The sequence below is a fragment of the Halanaerobium saccharolyticum genome (assembly GCF_004362045.1).
GTDB lineage: Bacteria > Bacillota > Halanaerobiia > Halanaerobiales > Halanaerobiaceae > Halanaerobium > Halanaerobium saccharolyticum_C.
On the sequence record NZ_SNWX01000012.1, the window covers coordinates 55728 to 74059 of the forward strand.

At 32.6% G+C, this 18332-nt stretch carries 20 protein-coding genes; 15 read left to right on the forward strand and 5 right to left on the reverse strand.

Annotation, left to right across the window (positions count from 1 at the left end; genetic code table 11):
• Positions 1-26 precede the first annotated feature (26 nt).
• Positions 27-1109, forward strand: coding sequence for an ADP-ribosylglycohydrolase family protein (locus tag DFR79_RS08720; protein WP_133515120.1), 1083 nt, complete (start codon positions 27-29; stop codon positions 1107-1109).
• A 101-nt stretch (positions 1110-1210) separates the two neighbouring features.
• Here the strand turns inward: DFR79_RS08720 and DFR79_RS08725 are convergent, their stop codons facing one another.
• A complete protein-coding gene (locus DFR79_RS08725) occupies positions 1211-2095 on the reverse strand; it encodes a LysR family transcriptional regulator (protein WP_133515121.1) in 885 nt (294 codons plus the stop codon).
• A gap of 105 nt (positions 2096-2200) precedes the next feature.
• Here DFR79_RS08725 and DFR79_RS08730 point away from each other — a divergent pair, with 105 nt between their 5' ends.
• The 9 genes from DFR79_RS08730 to DFR79_RS08770 all read left to right on the forward strand — a co-directional run bounded on the left by DFR79_RS08730 (position 2201) and on the right by DFR79_RS08770 (position 10648).
• Positions 2201-3220: a YeiH family protein gene (locus tag DFR79_RS08730; RefSeq protein ID WP_133515122.1), complete on the forward strand. Its 1020-nt coding sequence runs from the start codon at positions 2201-2203 to the stop codon at positions 3218-3220.
• A 57-nt stretch (positions 3221-3277) separates the two neighbouring features.
• On the forward strand, positions 3278-4264 hold the full coding sequence (locus tag DFR79_RS08735) for a YhdH/YhfP family quinone oxidoreductase (RefSeq protein WP_133515123.1): 987 nt from the start codon (positions 3278-3280) through the stop codon (positions 4262-4264).
• A gap of 294 nt (positions 4265-4558) precedes the next feature.
• A complete protein-coding gene (locus DFR79_RS08740; protein WP_133515124.1) occupies positions 4559-5119 on the forward strand; it encodes a DUF305 domain-containing protein in 561 nt (186 codons plus the stop codon).
• 48 nt (positions 5120-5167) lie between these two features.
• Positions 5168-5479 (forward strand): SHOCT domain-containing protein, encoded by a 312-nt coding sequence (locus DFR79_RS08745; RefSeq protein ID WP_133515125.1) that lies wholly within the window; start codon positions 5168-5170, stop codon positions 5477-5479.
• A 42-nt stretch (positions 5480-5521) separates the two neighbouring features.
• On the forward strand, positions 5522-5911 hold the full coding sequence (locus tag DFR79_RS08750) for a DUF302 domain-containing protein (RefSeq protein WP_133515126.1): 390 nt from the start codon (positions 5522-5524) through the stop codon (positions 5909-5911).
• 188 nt (positions 5912-6099) lie between these two features.
• On the forward strand, positions 6100-6816 hold the full coding sequence (locus tag DFR79_RS08755; protein WP_133515127.1) for an HD family phosphohydrolase: 717 nt from the start codon (positions 6100-6102) through the stop codon (positions 6814-6816).
• Between the two features lie 36 nt (positions 6817-6852).
• Entirely contained in the window at positions 6853-7959 is a 1107-nt protein-coding gene (locus DFR79_RS08760) for a methylated-DNA--[protein]-cysteine S-methyltransferase (protein ID WP_133515128.1), read from the forward strand.
• A gap of 248 nt (positions 7960-8207) precedes the next feature.
• Entirely contained in the window at positions 8208-8720 is a 513-nt protein-coding gene (locus DFR79_RS08765) for a peptide deformylase (protein WP_133515129.1), read from the forward strand.
• Between the two features lie 182 nt (positions 8721-8902).
• Positions 8903-10648 carry a YecA family protein gene (locus DFR79_RS08770; protein ID WP_133515130.1) on the forward strand — a complete coding sequence of 582 codons (1746 nt, stop codon included), beginning with the start codon at positions 8903-8905 and terminating at the stop codon, positions 10646-10648.
• A 941-nt stretch (positions 10649-11589) separates the two neighbouring features.
• Here the strand turns inward: DFR79_RS08770 and DFR79_RS08775 are convergent.
• From DFR79_RS08775 to DFR79_RS08790, 4 genes are all read right to left on the reverse strand, one after another.
• Positions 11590-11994, reverse strand: coding sequence for a type II toxin-antitoxin system VapC family toxin (locus DFR79_RS08775; RefSeq protein WP_133515131.1), 405 nt, complete (start codon positions 11992-11994; stop codon positions 11590-11592).
• Positions 11991-12242 (reverse strand): hypothetical protein, encoded by a 252-nt coding sequence (locus DFR79_RS08780; protein ID WP_114457974.1) that lies wholly within the window; start codon positions 12240-12242, stop codon positions 11991-11993. The genes DFR79_RS08775 and DFR79_RS08780 overlap by 4 nt, the downstream gene beginning before the upstream one ends.
• 379 nt (positions 12243-12621) lie before the next feature.
• Positions 12622-13017 (reverse strand): type II toxin-antitoxin system death-on-curing family toxin, encoded by a 396-nt coding sequence (locus DFR79_RS08785; protein WP_133515132.1) that lies wholly within the window; start codon positions 13015-13017, stop codon positions 12622-12624.
• Positions 13014-13238 (reverse strand): AbrB/MazE/SpoVT family DNA-binding domain-containing protein, encoded by a 225-nt coding sequence (locus tag DFR79_RS08790; protein ID WP_013405740.1) that lies wholly within the window; start codon positions 13236-13238, stop codon positions 13014-13016. Before DFR79_RS08790 ends, DFR79_RS08785 begins: the two co-directional genes overlap by 4 nt.
• A 291-nt stretch (positions 13239-13529) precedes the next feature.
• On the opposite strand from DFR79_RS08790, the gene DFR79_RS08795 reads away from it, so the two are divergent.
• The 5 genes from DFR79_RS08795 to DFR79_RS08815 all read left to right on the forward strand — a co-directional run bounded on the left by DFR79_RS08795 (position 13530) and on the right by DFR79_RS08815 (position 18284).
• Positions 13530-14078, forward strand: a complete 549-nt coding sequence (locus tag DFR79_RS08795) for a hypothetical protein (protein WP_133515133.1) — start codon at positions 13530-13532, stop codon at positions 14076-14078.
• A 91-nt stretch (positions 14079-14169) separates the two neighbouring features.
• The gene (locus tag DFR79_RS08800; protein ID WP_133515134.1) at positions 14170-15126 is read left to right on the forward strand and encodes an IS30 family transposase; all 957 of its coding nucleotides are present in this window, start codon (positions 14170-14172) and stop codon (positions 15124-15126) included.
• A 125-nt stretch (positions 15127-15251) separates the two neighbouring features.
• Positions 15252-15752 carry a GNAT family N-acetyltransferase gene (locus tag DFR79_RS08805; protein ID WP_133515135.1) on the forward strand — a complete coding sequence of 167 codons (501 nt, stop codon included), beginning with the start codon at positions 15252-15254 and terminating at the stop codon, positions 15750-15752.
• A gap of 197 nt (positions 15753-15949) precedes the next feature.
• On the forward strand, positions 15950-17431 hold the full coding sequence (locus DFR79_RS08810; RefSeq protein ID WP_133515136.1) for a S41 family peptidase: 1482 nt from the start codon (positions 15950-15952) through the stop codon (positions 17429-17431).
• Positions 17432-17504: 73 nt separating this feature from the next.
• On the forward strand, positions 17505-18284 hold the full coding sequence (locus DFR79_RS08815) for an enoyl-ACP reductase FabI (protein WP_166638019.1): 780 nt from the start codon (positions 17505-17507) through the stop codon (positions 18282-18284).
• Positions 18285-18332: the final 48 nt, after the last annotated feature.

Genomic DNA, 18332 nt, shown 5'->3' on the forward strand with positions numbered 1-18332 from the left:
CAATATAAAATGTGAGGGGGTAAATTATGGCGATTAGTAAACATGAAAGAGCAAAAGGTGCTTTAATGGGTGCGTTTATCGGAGAAGCTCTGGGAGTTGGTCCTCACTGGTATTATGATTTAGAAGAAATGCGGGAGGAATATGGGGAATGGATTGATGATTATACAGACCCAAAATCTGATAGATATCACGGTGGTCTGGAAGCAGGAGAAATTTCGCAGGCAGGAATTTTACTAAAAATGATGGCTGAACACTTAATTGAAAACGATGGTTATGATCAGGATGATTTCTGCAGGATGATGGATGAAGATTTTTTGCCTGAAATTTCCGGCCAGGCGATGGCTGGTCCAGGAGGTTATACAAGTCAGTCAATGCGGCATCTCTGGCGGGCCAGAGTTGAAAAAGAACTGCCCTGGGATCAGGTAGCAGGTAATGCAGATACAACTGAATCAATTGAAAGAAATATTGCTCAGGCTATTTTCTATGCTGATGATCTTGAGTCATTAAGTTTAAAGATAACGGCAAATACTGCTCTGATCCAATCAGATAATTTAATTGCTTCTTTAACAGTGGCCTTCAGTTCAGTGTTGGCACTTTTAGTTCAGGGAGAAAGCCTTGATCCAGAAATTTCCACTAAATTAATGCAGGCTGTTGATCAGGGCAAGCTGCCCTTTCATAAGGTGACTTCTGATGATTTAAGTCAACCTCCCAAAAATAATGTGGTTAAGGAGTCAGATCTTTATGGTGAAGGAATGTTTGCATCTCCTGATGGTCTGCTTTCTCCGTCTTACATGGCTCGAGCAGCTGAGGCTGAAGAGATAGTAATTGAACCAGCCTGGAAAGCCTCTATAGTTTATGGGATGCCCTGTGCTATTTATCATATGCTGCCGGCTGTCTATTATTTATCTGCAAGATTTAAGGATGATTTTGAAGCCGGAGTTCTGCATGCTTTAAATGGTGGAGGTCAGAATCAGGTAAGAACTATGCTGACAGGTGCTTTGATTGGAGCTCAGGTTGGATTTTCTAAAATTCCCAGAAGATTTATAGAGGGACTGCAGCAAAAAGATGAACTGCTTGCTCTAAGTGATCAACTGGCAGAAAAATTATAGCAGATAAATTATCAATTTTAACAGATTACACAAAATGGATTAGATAATGGTATTTTAGAGAGCTGTTCTGCTTAATTTAGAAATTAACAGAACAGCTTTAATTATTTTCTATAGCTGTTAAATAACTTAAAGTATTTGTAATATTGATCTTCAAAAACACTATTTTTTAAGTAAACAAAATTGAATTCTCTTTTGATATTGAAGTTGTTAATCTTCAAATCTGAGATGATATTATTTTCTAATTCCCTTTTTACTGCTGCCCGATAGATAAAAGAAATACCTCTATTCTTTGCAACCAATTCTTTGATAGCATTAAGATTACCAATTTCTAATGTATTAGCAAAACTTTTTTTACTTAAATTATTGGTATAAAGAATCTGTTCTAATATTTCACGGGTTCCTGATCCATATTCTCTTAAAATTAGACGAGAATCTAATAGATCTTCCAGTTTGATTTTCTGCTGGCTGTGTTTAAAGCCGGGAGAACAGATTCCGATAAACTCCTCTTTACTGAAAAGCTGATAACCAAATTTAGACTTATCAAAAAAGCCTTCTAAAAGAGCAAAATTTATTTCCCCTGCTTTTAATTTATTGAGCAGAGTTTCTGTATTTTCAACCAGCATATCAAAGTTAAGCACTGGCTTCTCTTGCATAACCTGATTTAAAATTTCGGGCATTACAAACTCACCAATTGAAAGAGTAGCTCCAAATTTAATTTTTTGGATATCTGATTTTTCTCTGATTAACTTTTTTATTTCCTGACTATCTGCGACCATTCTTTCTGTATATTTATATAACTTTTTTCCAGCTCCGGTAATCTCTAAATTTTTGCCGCTGTAATTAAATAATTTAACACCATAATGGTTTTCTAAATATTGGATGTGCTGAGTTACGGTGGGCTGGGTAATATGAAGTTTAGATGCAGTCTTAGTATAATTTTTAATTCTGCAGAGCTGCAGAAAAGTCTGATGTCTGAAATCTATCATTTTATCACCTATAATTTTATTTTATTGATTTATAAAATATTATAATTTTATTTTATCGTTATTCTATTATAAAATCAAGAATGAAATCAAAAAGGGGGAGATAAAATGACAGAGGCTAAGGATTATATAGCTGGAATTATCCTTACAATTTTAGTAGCTTTAACTGCCAAAGCAGTAAGTACATATATACCAATGGATTTGATTAGTGCCAGTGTTTTTGCACTGCTGCTGGGGATGTTGTTAAATCCGATTATTAAAGAACTAACTTTTTTCAACAGCGGTATTCAGTTTGTGTCCAAAAAAATTCTAAAAACAGCAATTGTACTGATGGGCCTTACTTTAAGTTTTTCTCAGGTTTTATCAGTTGGAGGTTATTCTATAATTGTAATGACTTTTACCTTATTGACTGCCTTTGGGGGTGGTTATATCTTTGGACGTCTGTTTAAGATGAACTGGAAACTCTCCAGTTTAATTTCTGCAGGTACCGGTGTTTGTGGAGGTTCAGCAATAGCTGCAGTGGCCCCAACAATTGAAGCTCATAATAGTGATATTGCATATGCGATTTCTGCAACTTTTATTTTTGATATATTAATGGTTATTCTTTTTCCGATAGCAGGTAGATATTTTGGGATGAGTGATCTAGGTTTTGGACTCTGGGCAGGTACAGCAGTTAACGATACATCTTCTGTAGTTGCTGCAGCTTATACATTTTCTGATGCAGCAGGTGCCTTTGCAGTAATTGTAAAACTGACCAGAACTTTATCAATTGTTCCAATAGTAATGATTTTTTCTTATATAAATGCCCGAGAAAATAAGAAGCTGGGTAAAAAATCTAATAAATCAGCTAAAGAAATTAAGATTAAAACTATTTTTCCCTATTTTATTTTACTATTTTTAATAATGGTTGCGGTTAAAAGCACAGGTGTTGTTTCAGCAGATTTAAGCAGTAATATTGCTGCTGTTTCAAAATTTATGATGGTAATGGCCCTGGGTGCAATTGGCTTAAAAACAAATTTTAAGGAAGTTACTGATTCTGGTATCAAACCATTATTACACGGTTTTATAATTTCAGCACTCGTAGTAATAGTTTCCTTTATGGTCCAGCTATTTATCGGTCAGTTTTAAACATTTAATTTTAGCAGTCTATATGTTAAGCTTAAGTTAAAGGAAGTGATTATTAATATGGAAAATATAAAATTTAAAGCATTCGAAGTTAGCGAAGTTGAAGGCAAATTTAAAAGAAAAATTATAGAAAAAGAAATTAGTGATTTACCCGAAGGTGATCTGATAATCAATGTTAAATATTCTTCTTTAAATTATAAGGATGCTCTTTCTGCAAATGGGAATAAAGGGGTTACCAGAGAATATCCCCATACTCCAGGTATTGATGCGGCGGGTATAGTTGTGGAAGATCAGAGTGGAACTTACAGCAGAGGTGATAAGGTTATAGTCACCGGTTATGATTTGGGAATGAATACTGATGGTGGATTAGAAGAATATATTCGAATACCGGCAGAATGGGCAGTGAAATTACCGGATAATTTATCTTTAAGAGAAAGTATGATTTATGGTACAGCTGGTTTTACAGCTGCACTTTCAGTTTATAAAATCGGGGAGGCAGATATTGATCAAGGTAATATTTTAGTTACTGGTGCTTCGGGAGGAGTTGGCAGCTTTGCCTCTGCTATTTTAGCAAAGTTAGGTTATAATGTTACAGCAGCTACCGGTAAAACTGATGCAAAAGCTTATTTTAATAGCTTAGGAGTTCAGAACATAATAGACCGCAGAGAGGTTGATGATGATTCTGGGAAAATGCTCTTAAAAGAAGAATGGGATGGAGTCATTGATACTGTAGGCGGAAATATGCTGTCTACTGCCATTAAATCAACCAGTTACGGTGGAGCTGTAACCTGCTGTGGAAATGTAGCCTCTGCAAAATTAGATCTAAATGTTTATCCCTTTATCTTAAGAGGGGTCAGTCTGCTCGGTATAGATTCTGTTCAGTGTAAGAGAAATTTGAGGGAAGAAATCTGGCAAAAAATAGCTTCTGACTGGAAGCTTGATCAAATTGATAAATTTTCGAAAGAAATTGTTTTAGAAGCCTTAGATGAGCAGATTGAAAAAATGCTGGCAGGAAATTCTAAGGGAAGAATTCTTGTTAAATTATAAATAAAAATAAACTCCATAATTAATTTCTGAAGAGTGGCTGATCTGCAGCTGCTCTTTTTTTATCCTGAAGAACTATCTGAAAGAACTAGCTAATTTTTTTAGAAAATTCATATTCTCTTCATATTTATATTCTATAATAAACTTAGACTAAAGTTGAAAGAACAGTAATTGTTTAATATCCAACAATTACGATATTATTATTGACAGGAACAATCCTGAGTGTTATACTATGTTTAGGATACCTAACAGGGGTATATTTGGGGACGAATTTGAGTTTCAAAGGAGGCCAATTTAATGAAAAAATATTTAATTACTACTTTGATTATTTTAACAATTATTGCAGCAGGTGCTAATTTAACTTTTGCTCAACCTGGCCCAGGAATGATGGGACCCTGGATGATGGGTCCTGGAATGATGGAATCAGTTGACAGTGAGTATGAATTCTTAATTAAAATGATACCACACCATGAGGAAGCAGTTGCTAAGGCAAAAATTTTAAGAGAAAATACCAATAGAGATAGAATGAGAGAGTTTGCTGAAGATATTATAGAAGTTCAGACTCAGGAAATTGAAGAGATGGAAAAATACCTGGCTAAGTGGTATCCAGATAGGAGCAATAATTATCAGTATGAGCCAATGATGGGGAATTACGAAGGTTTAGCTGGAGAAGAATTGGACCGTGCTTTTTTAGAAGATATGATTTTTCATCACATGGGAGCAGTAATGATGTCACAGCAGTTAATAATGCGTAATTTAGATGAACATCGAGAAGTATATCTGCTTGCCAGAAGTATCAGAGACAGTCAGCGCGAAGAAATCTTTATGATGAGAGACTGGTTAAATAACTGGTATTAGTAAATACTGACAATATCAGTAAAACTTTTTAAAATAGGGGGAATAATTATGATGGGTTTTGGCCCTGGAATGATGGGTGGAGGATTTTCGTTTATTTTCTGGATAGTAATTGTTGGAGTTGTTTACTACTTTTTTAAAGAATATAATAGAAATAATCACCACAGAGATGATAAGCGCAGACATGATGATCAGAGACATGGTGGCCCGGGTTATAATGATCGAAACCATTTTAATAATGGAAAAGTAATTGAACATCAAAAAAATGCAGACAGTGCTGAAGAAATAGCAAGACAGCGCTATGCAAAAGGCGAAATTTCAAAAGAAGAATTGAGAGAAATCTTGAATAATTTAAACAATTAAGTCCACAAGAAATTGCGATTTAAAATTCTAAGGGGGAAAATTATGAGTAATTACGGTATTCAAAAAACAGTTAAACTTTCTTATCAGGAAACAATCAAAAAGGTCAAAGCTGAGTTAAAAAAAGAAGGATTTGGGGTTCTGACAGAACTGGATATGAAAAAAATATTTAAAGAAAAGCTGGATAAAGAAATGAATGAATATATTATACTGGAAGCCTGTAATCCTGCTTTTGCCTTTGAGGGAATAGCAGAGGAGCCTGAACTCGGTTTACTGCTTCCCTGTAATGTAATTGTTTATAAAACTGAAACTGAGGAAGTTAAAGTAGCAGCAGTTGATCCCAAAAAGGCACTGGGAATGTCAGAAAATAAAAGGATTAATGAAATAGCTCAGGAGATCCAAACAAGATTAGAACGAGTTATAGAGAATGTATAAAAGTCTTAATTAAATAGAATAATCATAAATAATCCTGGTTAGCTGTAAAGATTTAATTAACTGCAGTTAAACCGGGATTTTTTGTATTTTATTAAAATTGCTTGTTTTATTACAGCTGAAATGTTAAAATTTGATAGATGAGAAAAAGATAAAAATAATTAAATTTTTAGATACAGGAAGGTGCAAAAATGAAGGATAGGTTTATTAGTGATTTAAAAAAGACAGGTAAAAAAGGTATAGAAGAACTGTTAACATATTTAGAAGAGATAGGTTTTTATAAAAAACCAGCAAGTATCAGACATCATTTAAATGTTACCGGTGGTCTATTAGAACACACAGAAAACGTTAAAAGAGAGTATTTAAAGCTTAATCAAGAAATTAATGCAGGTATACCCCGGGAAAATATTATTCTCCAGGCTTCACTTCATGATCTGGAAAAATGTTTTGCCTATACCTCAGAGATGCAGCACACCATAACTCCAGGTCAGAACAACTTTTTGAGAAGCCTGGTCAGAGATAATATGGATCTTTACAATTCTTATGGCCTGGATAAATATGTAGAAGACAAGGAATTTATTATTTCCAAAGAATATGCCAGTGATCTCATTAAATGGTTTAAAGATGGCAGAAATATAGCTCCTCCGGATGTGAATAGTGATTGGAACTATAATGAAAATAATTTGCCTTTAAATCATTCGATGCGTTCAATTCTGGAGGCAACCAGGTTTATTGAACTGGAAGAGAGAGATATACTTGCGATTACCTATCATATGGGACCTTATGGCCCTTTTGATGAACGTAAGCGGTCTAAAGCAGAACAACTATATCCTGATGTAAGACTGCTGCACCTGGCTGACTCTATTGCCACCAAGAAAGAAGATATCGAAGAGTCTTTAAAAAAATAATTAGTTTTTAGTCGATGAACTAAGGAGCTAAAGCAGATGAAGAATAAAATTGTGATTTCCCAGTCTGAAATTGATTACTTAAAAAACAAGGATCAAAGGATGAATGATTTAATCAATTATATTGGAGAAATTGAAAGAGAATATATACCAGAACCTTTTACTGCCCTGGCCAACAGTATAGTTTACCAGCAGCTTTCTGCAAAGGCTGCAGATTCTATCTGGAATAAATTAAAGAATCTGATTCCAAAATTAACTCCAGAAAATATAGCTGCTGCTGCAGACAGTGATTTAAAAAAGTGTGGGCTTTCTAAAAGAAAAATTGATTATCTTAAAAATTTAGCTGCCGCAGTTAATCAAAATCAGCTGGAACTTTCAAAGCTTGAACAAATTGAAGCTCAGACAATCATTGATCAACTTGTTAAAATCAAGGGAATTGGAAGCTGGACTGCAGAGATGTTTTTAATCTTTTCATTAAATAGAAAAAATGTAATCAGCTACAATGATCTTGGAATTAGAAAAGGAATCCAGTGGTTTTATGGCTTAAAATCTGAGCCTACAGAAAAGCAGTTCAAAAAATTTAAAGATCAATTTGATCCCTTTAATACAGCAGCTTCTCTTTATCTCTGGGAGGTAACCACTCAGAATCTAGATCAAATATTTAATAGTGCAAAAGAACTGACTACAGAGAATAAGGTTGCATATTATGATTCCCCAGTTGGTTTAGTTGAGGTTCAGGCTGATAAGGATAAAATAGTCAGCTTAGATTTTAAAGAAGAAAAGCGCTATCAGGAAGCTGCTAATCCAGTTTTATTGACTGCAAAAAAACAACTGGATCAATACTTTAAAGGAGAGCGAAAAGTATTTGAGCTGCCGCTGGAAATTGAAGGCACAGAGTTTCAGCAAAGTGTCTGGCAGCAATTGTTAGAAATTCCTTATGGTAATACCTTTTCTTATAAAGAAGTTGCAGAAGCAGTTGGCAATAATAAAGCCTATAGAGCAGTTGGAAATGCAAATAATAAAAATAGGTTTCCAATAATTATTCCCTGCCACAGGGTGACAGCAAGTAATGGTGATCTGGGCGGCTATGGTTCAGGAGTCTGGCGCAAGAAATGGCTGCTGCAGCATGAAAAAGAGAATTTATAGAATTTAATTTATTAGAGTTTAATCACTCTAATATAAGAATAAAATCTCAGCTAAGTCAGTTAATTGATTGTGATATTAATTGTACAGCTGTGATTTTATTTTATGTTTATAATTCAGAAAATTATTTCTATTTACATTATTAATGTAAACAGAATCCAGTAATTTATTAATATTGGTAAAATTTGAAGGATAAGACTAATGTTTGTTGAATATATAAATTAAGTTATTTATGTTAGGAGAGATTAATAATGGCCATAAGAGAAGTATTAATGATTGGTAATCCTAAATTATGGGAAGAATCAGCTAATATAACTAATTTTGATAACCAGTTAAAAGAAGTTGTTCAAGATTTGAAGGATACATTATCTTATCTTCAAAAAGAAAAAAATATTGGTAGAGCTCTAGCCGCTCCCCAAATAGATTATCTAAAAAAAGTGATTTACTATAATTCAAATGGGGAAGAGATAATTATGGTTAATCCAAAAATTATCTGGAAAAGTGAAGAAATGTTTGATGTCTGGGACAGCTGCTTTAGTTTTGATGTTGCCTTTTTTGTTAATATTAAGCGCCATAAAAAAATAAAAGTAAAATATCAAAATGAAAATGGAAAAGAAGTAGTAAAAGAATTTAATGATGATTTATCGGAACTGTTTCAACATGAAATTGATCATCTTTATGGTAAGCTAGCTACAGATTATTTGGTTGATAATAAAAAAATTATAATGAGAAGCGAATGGGAAAGCAGGTATAGATTTGCTTAATGCAAATTTTTTTGGCAAGGAAGATCGACCTAAGATTTAGGAACTTCTTAAAATTTAAGAACGTTTACTGAATGATAATCTTAATGAAACTACAGTCATGAAAATTTACTATTTTTAGTATTCATGAATTTTCATTGGCAAATAAGTGAGTTAGGCGAAATCCTAGTAAGGGAGTTGATAATGTGAAAAAAGATATTGAAAAGTATGTTAGGGAGATTGAAAATATAATAGATGTCGAGCATGAGTCATTTCCCCTGTTTGAAAATCCAAGAGGAAAATCAATTTTATATTTACTTAGAGTTTTTGAAGATATGTGTAGATTACAGGCACCTATAGTATTATTGTCTGATTCACCAGAAAGTATGGATATATTAATTCATAATCATCTGGACAAAGTCGATATGGCTATTAATTGGGCATATGACTGTTGCAAAAATGATGATTTTGAAATAGATTATGAAATAGATGGAGAATTTTATGTAAGTGCAGGCGATACTTTAAAACATGCAGGTTTTTATAGAAGTTTGTGTGACTCATATATTTTATGGTCAAGAGGTAGAAATGATGTAGAGGTGGATAAAACAAATAATATTGTTAAATTTAATCTACTTGAAGATGATAATTTAATTGATGCTATAGCTTTAACTTATCGTGAACAAGCAAAAATATCTGAAGTTCCTTTAGATGATATTATGGAAAATAGTGAAATATACCAAAATAATATTCACAAATTGATAGAATCAATTTCGTTTGATGAAAAAATAAGTTATTCAGAAGCCGATGAAATATTGGGAATATTTGAAAGAATTAGTTTGATACAAATTGATAAGATGTTTACATTACCAGAGGATTGGGATTTTATTGGCTTTACTTTAAAGGAATTCAAAGAATTTTGGAATATATTATTAACTAAATGTTTATTACATCAATCTGCATGTTTATATTCGGGTAAAAATAATTTGGCAGTTGAAAGTGTAGTTTTAATTTATACTTACGAAGATTTATGCCAGTTGTTTTTATCTAGAACTGATTTATCTAGAGACAAAATAGAATCAATTATTGATATATTAATTTATGACCATAGTATTAGAAATATTGATGCAATATGGCAACCATTCTTCAATTTGAAGGATGATATATATGCTATAGCACCAAATATGATTATTAATAATAGTGCTGAAAGAAATTTGATTACTTTAATAAATAAAATTGATCAACCCAGTTATTCTAGAATATCAAATCAAAAAGAAGATGTTATCATTAATTCAATCAAAAATAAACTTAGTGATGAATTTGAAAGCCTTAATTTATCTTTTAAAACAGAACTACCTGGTGAACTTCCTGATATAGATATGGCTTGTTTTGATTCTATTACGAATACTTTGTTTATAGGGGAAATAAAGTGGTTGATACCTACTGATTCTATTCCAGAAGTTTGTGCTAGAGATGAAGATTTGAGTAAAGGTATATCTCAGATTCATGCAATATTAGAATATTTAGAGGATAATTTAGATGATGGATCAAAAAGAATATTTGGAAATAATTTTAATAAAAAAATACATAATATATATGGATGTGTAATATCCAAAAATAACCTTGGTAGTTCTGCTTTAGATGATTCAATAAGAATAATAACTGAACAAAGTTTAATAGAATTATTTAATGAATTTGATGGAAATTTAGAAATAATAACAGAAAAAATAGAATCTCTTGCTTTTCTTCCAGAATGGAATAAAGATTTTAAAATATTAGAAATAGATATGGAATATGCAGGATTTAAATTTATTTTTCCTGCAATTCGAATAAAAACTGATACAGATTTTGTTGTAAAAGATAATGAAGTTGGAAGAAATGACCCTTGTCCTTGTGGAGCCATAAATCCTAAAACCAAAAGAAGAATGAAATATAAGAGATGTTGTGGGAATTAAGCGTCAACTAGGACTTCGCCTAACAGCAAGGTTTACGGCTCCACTATCGTTTCGCCCAAATTGATTCGTCAAGCGCAGTCGCGCTAAGACTCATCAACTTCGTAAACCTGCGGGACGTTAGAACGCCAGGAAGTTTAATACTTCTAGTAGAGTGAGATAAAATAATATTACAGCGAAAAAATCAGATGGTAATGATATAAATAAAAGCCAGACAGAAGGTCAACTATTGCTACCTCGCTGTCCGTAGATAAAGCATAGTCGTAATGTAGATATTAATTATCAAGTCTCTATCAGTCAAAGCCTAACCAGCAGGCTGTATCGAGTGTTGCATCGAAATAGGTAACTATTAGATGAAGTGTACACAGAGGACTTTTTAGGCCAGAAGGAGTACCGTACTCCTGAAGCATATTCAGCCCCGTTAACTGGATGTCTGTAGCACAGACAAAAGAGCAGATGACAACATGTTTAACGTCATGGAAGTCAGCACAAATGAGTTGTAATGGTGAAACTCATGAGGGTCTGTCGGGGTCAGAGCACCTGGCATGAAAAGAAAGAAGTATTAGGAACCTGGGAGGACTCCTGCAGTTCCAGTAATCATACTGGTAGGTAAATCCAACCAAACAAGAAGGATAACCAGAAATTAGCAGGACTTCGGATTAACTCATAGTACTCTGAAGTCAAATTAGATAATACAGAGGAAGGGGTTAACAGTAATATGAAATCTTTAAAGGAAACACTAACTGGACGGGCAAGGCCAGAACAATTAGTGCAAACCTCACTGAAGAATATAGCAAGAAAGGCAAAGAGAACAGGTAAGATTTAACTTTGCCTGATAACGGATGTGAATATTACTGAAGAGCTCAGTGTGGTAATTCTGCATGCTGAGATCTGTGCGGGGGTGAGCAGGCAACTGCTAATCCTACCGTGACTACGACATTGGGCTAAGTAATTACTGCTACTGGAACATCAATACTTTTAGCTGCTCTAACTAATCTTTTATCTAAAGTTACTAAAGTAGCATTTTTACGCCTGCTTGTAACTAAATACATAGCGTCATAAGCAGGATGACTTATCTTGCATGAAAGTGGCAAAGCTTCTTCAAAAATGTCTTTGGCATCAATAAACTGATCTACCATTTTATAAAGATACTCAATTTTTTTCATAATATCTTCTTTGCTATAATCTTGATATTCATGATATTTCCACAATGTATTACTAGCTTCATAAATAAAAAGAGAAGGAGCAATTACCCAGTCTGCGTCATTTAATATATTTATAATTTCTTCTTGTCTTTTACCGCCCATCACTACTACAACAGCTGCACTTACATCGATTGTAATTCTCATCTTTCACGATCCTCTCTAACTAATTTTACAGGATCTAATATTTCTTCATCTTTCTGTTCTTGACTGGTTTCTTCTTGTATTTTTTTTAGAAGTTGTTGACGACGTTTTTTGTTTTCTTTTTCTATATTTAAAGCTTTTTCCAATAATACTATTGTTTCCTGGGTAATACTTCTTCTGTCAGCTTCAGCTAATTGGACAATTTCTTGATAAAGATGTTCTGGTAAATCTCTAACTTGTAAAGATGGCATAATAAAAACTCCTTTCGTCTAATGATTAATCTTTTATTCTATTTATATTATATCACTTAACACTAACGCATGCAATATGCATGTATAATGTTTTTGATATTTATGCAGGTGTTTTTTTCTATTAAAAGAATTATATTATTAATGTTCTTAATTAATAAAGATAAGAGCAAAGCCCAACGGTCGTATAACATGGGATTGGTGCCATGCCTTCTGTCATAAAGCTTGCAGGTTAACCAATCACGGATACGAAAACGCAAGCTTCACGCCAGTTCCTATCGGAACCAGGCACGAGCGAAAATCCCAGGGAAATTATCTGATATTTGCCGATTAGTAGATTGCGAAACAAAAAACCTCCTGATTAATGAACTCAGAAGGTTTATCATTTTATTGAATTTGTATTATTTTCAAGCCATAAAGTTAGTTCTTTTTTCGATAACTGGCCAGAAGCTACCTGAATCATCATTTTATAGGTATCTTTCTCGGAAGCTGTAATTTCTAGATCATTTTTTTGTAAAAAAGTATCCATAGCTACAAAAGCAATTCGTTTATTTCCATCAATAAATGGATGGTTATTACAAAGATGATAGCCATAAGCTGCTGCCATTTTTAACAATGAATCATGTAAATATTCACCCTGGTAAGTTGCTTTAGGTTGTTCAAGAGCTGAATCTAATAAATTTTCATCTCTAATACCAAAACTACCACCATAAATTTTAACAAGTTGTTCATGGAAAAATAGAATTATGTCTTTAGGTATAAATTTAATATCATTCATTTAGCTAATTCCTTAAGAGTATTTTTATATTTTTGGTTAGTCTTATCAAAAGCTTTAGCCCATTCTTCAAATTCTGGATTAAAAGGGGTTACTGTAAAACCATCTTCATTTTCAATGATATGAAGTTCTTCCCCTTCTTTAAGATTATATTTTTCTTTAAGCTCTTTAGGAATAGTAAAGCCATAGCTGTTACCAACTTTTCTTAATTTTATAGTTTTCATAGTTTATCACCTCAACTATATTATAACATTTGTATTACTAAAAAGAAAGCAGGTAAAAGAAAAAGAATAAATAATTATATAAAGAGAAGGTCAAAAGAAGCAAACGATTAGATAACATGGGATTGGCGTCATGACTTCTGTCATAAAGCTTGCAATTTAACAAATTACGGATATAGAAAAGCAAGCTTTACGCCAGTTTCTGACGGAATCAGTCACGAGCGCAAATCCCAGGGACGTTATCTGAAATACTAAGTTTATAAGTCTTATTCTAATAAAAGAAGGTGATTTTATATGGAATCTATAGTTTTAGAGTTGCAACAAGAATCCTTAAGTAATAAAAACAATATTTCAGATTTATTAAGAAAATCTTATGTAGTTGCACGAAAATTAAATATTCCTGAATTTAAAGCGTGGTTAGAAAAAGAAATGAATGGGTATTCTGAGTCTGATGATATTCCTGATTATAGAGTGATTCCAGGGCAATTAAAAGGACAACATCCACTAAGAGGTTGGCAAACAATACTGGGGTTTATGTCATCAATGAAAATACATCTTAAAATTTCTGAGTTAGAAAATGACTTAAATACGTCAGGAAGATTAGCTTTATCTATTGATGATCAAACCAAAAATAAAATATATGAGAATAGTAATATGAGATATAAAACAGAAATTGTATTTTTTATTGATAAATCAAGTGTTAAGGGGCTTATAGATACAGTACGAAATATTATTTTAAATTGGACACTTAAATTAGAAGAAGATGGTATCTTAGGTGAAGATATGTTATTTTCTCATGAAGAAAAAGAAAAAGCGCTTAATTGTATAATGAACCTGAACTAATTAAAAATTTAATAAAAAAATGCCCATAGTGGCCCAAACTGTAATATAATTGAATTACCACAAACAAAAACATTACAGGAGGGTGCACACTATGGACTACTTAAATGATACACCAATTTCTCGAAAAAATAAACACCTAAATGCTTATGAGCGTGGTCAAATTGCATTATTACACTCAGAAGGAATGTCAGCTTATGCTATTGCTAAACGCTTAAATAGAGCTTCTAATACAGTCAGAAACGAATTGAAACGTGGTACTGTTTCTCAAATCAAAGCTAATAAAACTGTTGAAATCTACTTTCCAGACACTGGTCAAAGAGTTTATGAGAATAATCGTAAAAATTGCGGACCTAAGTTTAAACTCTTAGAATGTTACAATTTCATAGAACATGTGATAGATGAATTTTACAACTCAGATCATTCAATTGATTCTATTTGTGGTTCAGCTAAGCTGCATAATAAATTTCCAAATTCAGAGATGGTTTGTACTAAAACTCTCTATAATTATATAGATGCTGGATTACTTGAGATTAAAAATATTGATCTGCCACTTAAATTGAGACGTTCTTTAAAATCAAGACGAATTAGAAACAACAAAAAGACTAAAGATCAGGCAGCATTACTTACTATGACAGAACGTACCACTCGCTCACAAATAATTCGTAAAATTGCTGGCAAAAGTTCTTATTCTGTTCAGGAGGCTATGACAATGCTGATTAAAGAAACGGGAAACCTATTTTCTACAGTTTTTAAAAGCATTACAAGTGACAATGGTTCTGAATTCTCAGAGATAGCCAGTATAGAAGCAGTAGTTGATACAAAAATTTATTATACCCATCCGTATTCATCCTGGGAAAGAGGCACTAACGAACGTCACAATGGCTTGATAAGAAGATTTATACCTAAAGGTAGAAGCATAAACGAATTCCCCATTGAAGCTATTGCCAGAGTTCAAAATTGGTGTAATACTTTACCAAGAAAAATATTGGGTTACTTAACTCCAAATGAAGCTTTTGAAGATCAACTAAAACAAATTCTATACAATTAAAATTATTACAGTTTGAAATTAGTTCAATTTAACATTGCAATTTAATAAAATTAAAAAAATAAAGTATTTTATCGAACAAGAAGTATGGAGAACAGGGACAATTATAATTGAAAAGGAGTTAGAATATGGAATACATAATTGAAAAAATGAAAACTGAAGATTGGGAAGGGGTAAGAGAAATTTACCTTGAAGGAATAAAAACAGGGAATTCAACTTTTCAGGCTCAAGCTCCAGATTGGAAAGAGTGGGATACGGGACATAGTTCGGAATGCCGTTTAGTAGCTAAAAAAAGAGATGAAGTTTTAGGTTGGGCAGCATTAAGCCCGGTTTCTGATAGGTGTGTCTATTCTGGTGTTGCTGAAGTGAGTATTTATGTAGGAGAAAAATATAGAAAGAATAATATTGGAACTAATTTATTAAAAAAATTAGTTAAGATATCAGAAAGAAATGGATTCTGGACATTACAGGCAGGTGTTTTTCCGGAAAATAAAGCTAGTTTATTATTACATAAAAAGTATGGTTTTAGAGAAGTTGGGATAAGAGAGAAGATTGGAAAAATGAAAAATGGTGAGTGGCGGGATGTGGTTTTACTAGAAAGAAGGAGCAATAAAGTAGGAATTAATTAATAAAGTTACATTTTATTAATTGAATATAGTTATACTATTAATCTTTGTTTCACTATGTGTTATAATTATATTGATGCATATTCTGTATCTTCTTAATTTTTTATTGATTTATCTAAAAACCCTAACTTAAGTTGGGCTCTTTATTGACTTCAATAATCTACTATTAATTTATAATAAATCTGGAGGAGGGGGTATTTATGATATTTTCAGTGAATCAATCCGGTTTTTTACCGGTTAATACAATTATTTTATTTGCTTTATTTTTTGTTCTTATCTCATTAATATTACTATTTTCATTTATTTTATTAAGAAGGAGGCTGCAGGGGAAAAGAATTAAAATTTTTGCTGCCTGGACCATTATCAGTTTACTGGCAGTTTTAATGTTATATAACACCGGCTTTTTTGGCAGCTATATTGATGTGGAAGCTGCTAAAAGCAAAAAATATACCAGAGAGGAATTAGTTCAGGATCTAAAGCAGGTTGAGACTACTATTCTGGATGAAAATCCTCTTCTATTTGTCAAAAAAGAAGATTTGAAATCAGATTTTCTTAACACCTATGATTTGATTGAAAATGGAATGACAGAGCTGGAATTTTATAGATTGATTAATCCTTTAATTACTGGTGTTAACTGCGGTCATACCAACTTATATATTTCAGAGGCATTAGAAAAAAATAGAGAAGAAAATGCAAAGTTTTTCCCATTGAAAGTAACTTTATTAAATGATGAACTTTTTCTTTTAGAAGGTGATAGGGAGAGTGGAATTAAGCCCGGGAATAAAATTGAATCAATTAATGGTTTGAGCAGCAAAAAAATTATAGAAGAGTTAATTAAAAACATCAGTGGCGACGGAAAAGGTGAAGCAAAACAGAGATATATACTCAGCAAATATTTTAACAGCAGATTCTACGATTTTATTGATAATTCAGATCAGTTTACAGTTGAGTATCTTGACCAGGAGGGAAATAAAATAACTGTTAATTTAAATGCAGAGCACAATAGTAATTTCAACTTAAACTCCTGGAGCCTTCATTTTGCAGCATACAGGGATGGAAATTATTATGAGCAGAAAATATTTGATGATTATGCTCTGCTGGATCTAAATGTTTTTATGCAGGAAAAAGTAGAGAAATTTGATTCTTTTTTAGAGGATTTCTTCTTGAATTTAAAAGAGAAAGAAGTTTCTAATTTAATTATTGATCTCAGAGGAAATTTTGGAGCTAATCCATTTATGTCAAAAACATTACTTTCCTATCTAGTTAATAAAGAAACTGACTACTTTACTGCTGATCTTCCTTTTCTCCAGCGGGTTTTAGGTTTTACAGATCCAATTAAGACTTCCGAAAACAATTTCGAGGGCAAAATTATTCTTTTAACAGATGGAGCGAATTTTTCAACTGCTGCTCATTTTGTTGCCTTCTTTAAATACCATGAACTTGGTACCATATTAGGAAGAAGAACTGGTGGATCATATGTGTGCAGTGATAGCTCAAAAGATATAGTCTTAAGTAATACCCGGATGAGGCTTCATTATTCTACTCTGATATACGAACTTGCAGTAGAGGGGCTGCCTAAAAATAAAGGAATTGAGCCAGATATAACTGTCAAAGAGGAGATTAGTGATATTTTAAATAAGAGAGATCCCCAGTTGGAACAGGCTTTAAAAATTATAAATTAAAAAACATTAGTGATATTATTAACTTAAACTTACACAACAAATAATTTTGATTTATTAAAATTGGGAGGTAATTATGATGTCTAAATTGATGGAAGGTAAAAAAGGTATAATTATGGGAGTTGCTAATGAAAAATCATTGGCCTGGAAAATTGCAGAAAGGTTAAATGAAGAAGGTGCAGAAACTGCATTTACATATCAAAATGAAAAAATTGGTGAAAAGGTTATCCCTTTATTTAAAGAATTAGGGGCAAAAAACTATCATAAATTAGATATTACAGACGATCAGGAATTTGAAGCAGTTTTTAGACAAATTGGAGAAGAGTTTGGGGGAGAATTTGATTTTATTGTTCATGCAATTGCTGGCGGACCCCGGAAAGAAGATTTAAGTGGGAAATTTGTAAATACTGCCCGGGATAGTTTTCTCCGCAGTATGGAAATAAGTGTTTATTCTTATGTTAAAGCTCTTCAACTGGCCTATCCTTTTATGAAAAAGAGTGGTGGCTCAGCAGTTACTCTTACTTATTATGGAGGGGAGAAAGTTATTCCAAATTATAATATTATGGGGGTTGCTAAGGCGGCTCTTGAGTCTTCAGTTCAATATTTGGCTGCTGACCTTGGTCAGGATGAAATTAGAGTTAATGCTCTTTCGCCCGGGCCAATTTTAACCAGAGCTGCCAGCGGTATTTCTGATTTCAGAGGCTTAATGAAGAGTTTTAAGGAGAAATCACCTTTAGGAAGATTGGTTAAACAGGAAGAAGTTGCTGCCAGTGCACTTTATTTGCTCAGTGATCTTTCAACTATGGTCACCGGGGAAATTATTCATGTAGATGGTGGCTATCATGTAACAGGATAAGCTAAGGTTTTTATTTTTAACTAATTAAGATAAATATTTAGAGATAAT

Bases quoted from the DNA above. Each gene is read 5' to 3' on its own strand.
- DFR79_RS08795 (WP_133515133.1), top strand. From the start codon at position 13,530: ATGGAATCTATAGTTTTAGAGTTGCAACAAGAATCCTTAAGTAATAAA.
- DFR79_RS08785 (WP_133515132.1), bottom strand. From the start codon at position 13,017: ATGAATGATATTAAATTTATACCTAAAGACATAATTCTATTTTTCCAT.
- DFR79_RS08780 (WP_114457974.1), bottom strand. From the start codon at position 12,242: ATGCCATCTTTACAAGTTAGAGATTTACCAGAACATCTTTATCAAGAA.
- DFR79_RS08740 (WP_133515124.1), top strand. From the start codon at position 4,559: ATGAAAAAATATTTAATTACTACTTTGATTATTTTAACAATTATTGCA.
- DFR79_RS08790 (WP_013405740.1), bottom strand. From the start codon at position 13,238: ATGAAAACTATAAAATTAAGAAAAGTTGGTAACAGCTATGGCTTTACT.
- DFR79_RS08810 (WP_133515136.1), top strand. From the start codon at position 15,950: ATGATATTTTCAGTGAATCAATCCGGTTTTTTACCGGTTAATACAATT.
- DFR79_RS08745 (WP_133515125.1), top strand. From the start codon at position 5,168: ATGATGGGTTTTGGCCCTGGAATGATGGGTGGAGGATTTTCGTTTATT.
- DFR79_RS08750 (WP_133515126.1), top strand. From the start codon at position 5,522: ATGAGTAATTACGGTATTCAAAAAACAGTTAAACTTTCTTATCAGGAA.
- DFR79_RS08730 (WP_133515122.1), top strand. From the start codon at position 2,201: ATGACAGAGGCTAAGGATTATATAGCTGGAATTATCCTTACAATTTTA.
- DFR79_RS08775 (WP_133515131.1), bottom strand. From the start codon at position 11,994: ATGAGAATTACAATCGATGTAAGTGCAGCTGTTGTAGTAGTGATGGGC.
- DFR79_RS08720 (WP_133515120.1), top strand. From the start codon at position 27: ATGGCGATTAGTAAACATGAAAGAGCAAAAGGTGCTTTAATGGGTGCG.
- DFR79_RS08815 (WP_166638019.1), top strand. From the start codon at position 17,505: ATGATGTCTAAATTGATGGAAGGTAAAAAAGGTATAATTATGGGAGTT.
- DFR79_RS08805 (WP_133515135.1), top strand. From the start codon at position 15,252: ATGGAATACATAATTGAAAAAATGAAAACTGAAGATTGGGAAGGGGTA.
- DFR79_RS08725 (WP_133515121.1), bottom strand. From the start codon at position 2,095: ATGATAGATTTCAGACATCAGACTTTTCTGCAGCTCTGCAGAATTAAA.
- DFR79_RS08765 (WP_133515129.1), top strand. From the start codon at position 8,208: ATGGCCATAAGAGAAGTATTAATGATTGGTAATCCTAAATTATGGGAA.
- DFR79_RS08735 (WP_133515123.1), top strand. From the start codon at position 3,278: ATGGAAAATATAAAATTTAAAGCATTCGAAGTTAGCGAAGTTGAAGGC.
- DFR79_RS08755 (WP_133515127.1), top strand. From the start codon at position 6,100: ATGAAGGATAGGTTTATTAGTGATTTAAAAAAGACAGGTAAAAAAGGT.
- DFR79_RS08760 (WP_133515128.1), top strand. From the start codon at position 6,853: ATGAAGAATAAAATTGTGATTTCCCAGTCTGAAATTGATTACTTAAAA.
- DFR79_RS08800 (WP_133515134.1), top strand. From the start codon at position 14,170: ATGGACTACTTAAATGATACACCAATTTCTCGAAAAAATAAACACCTA.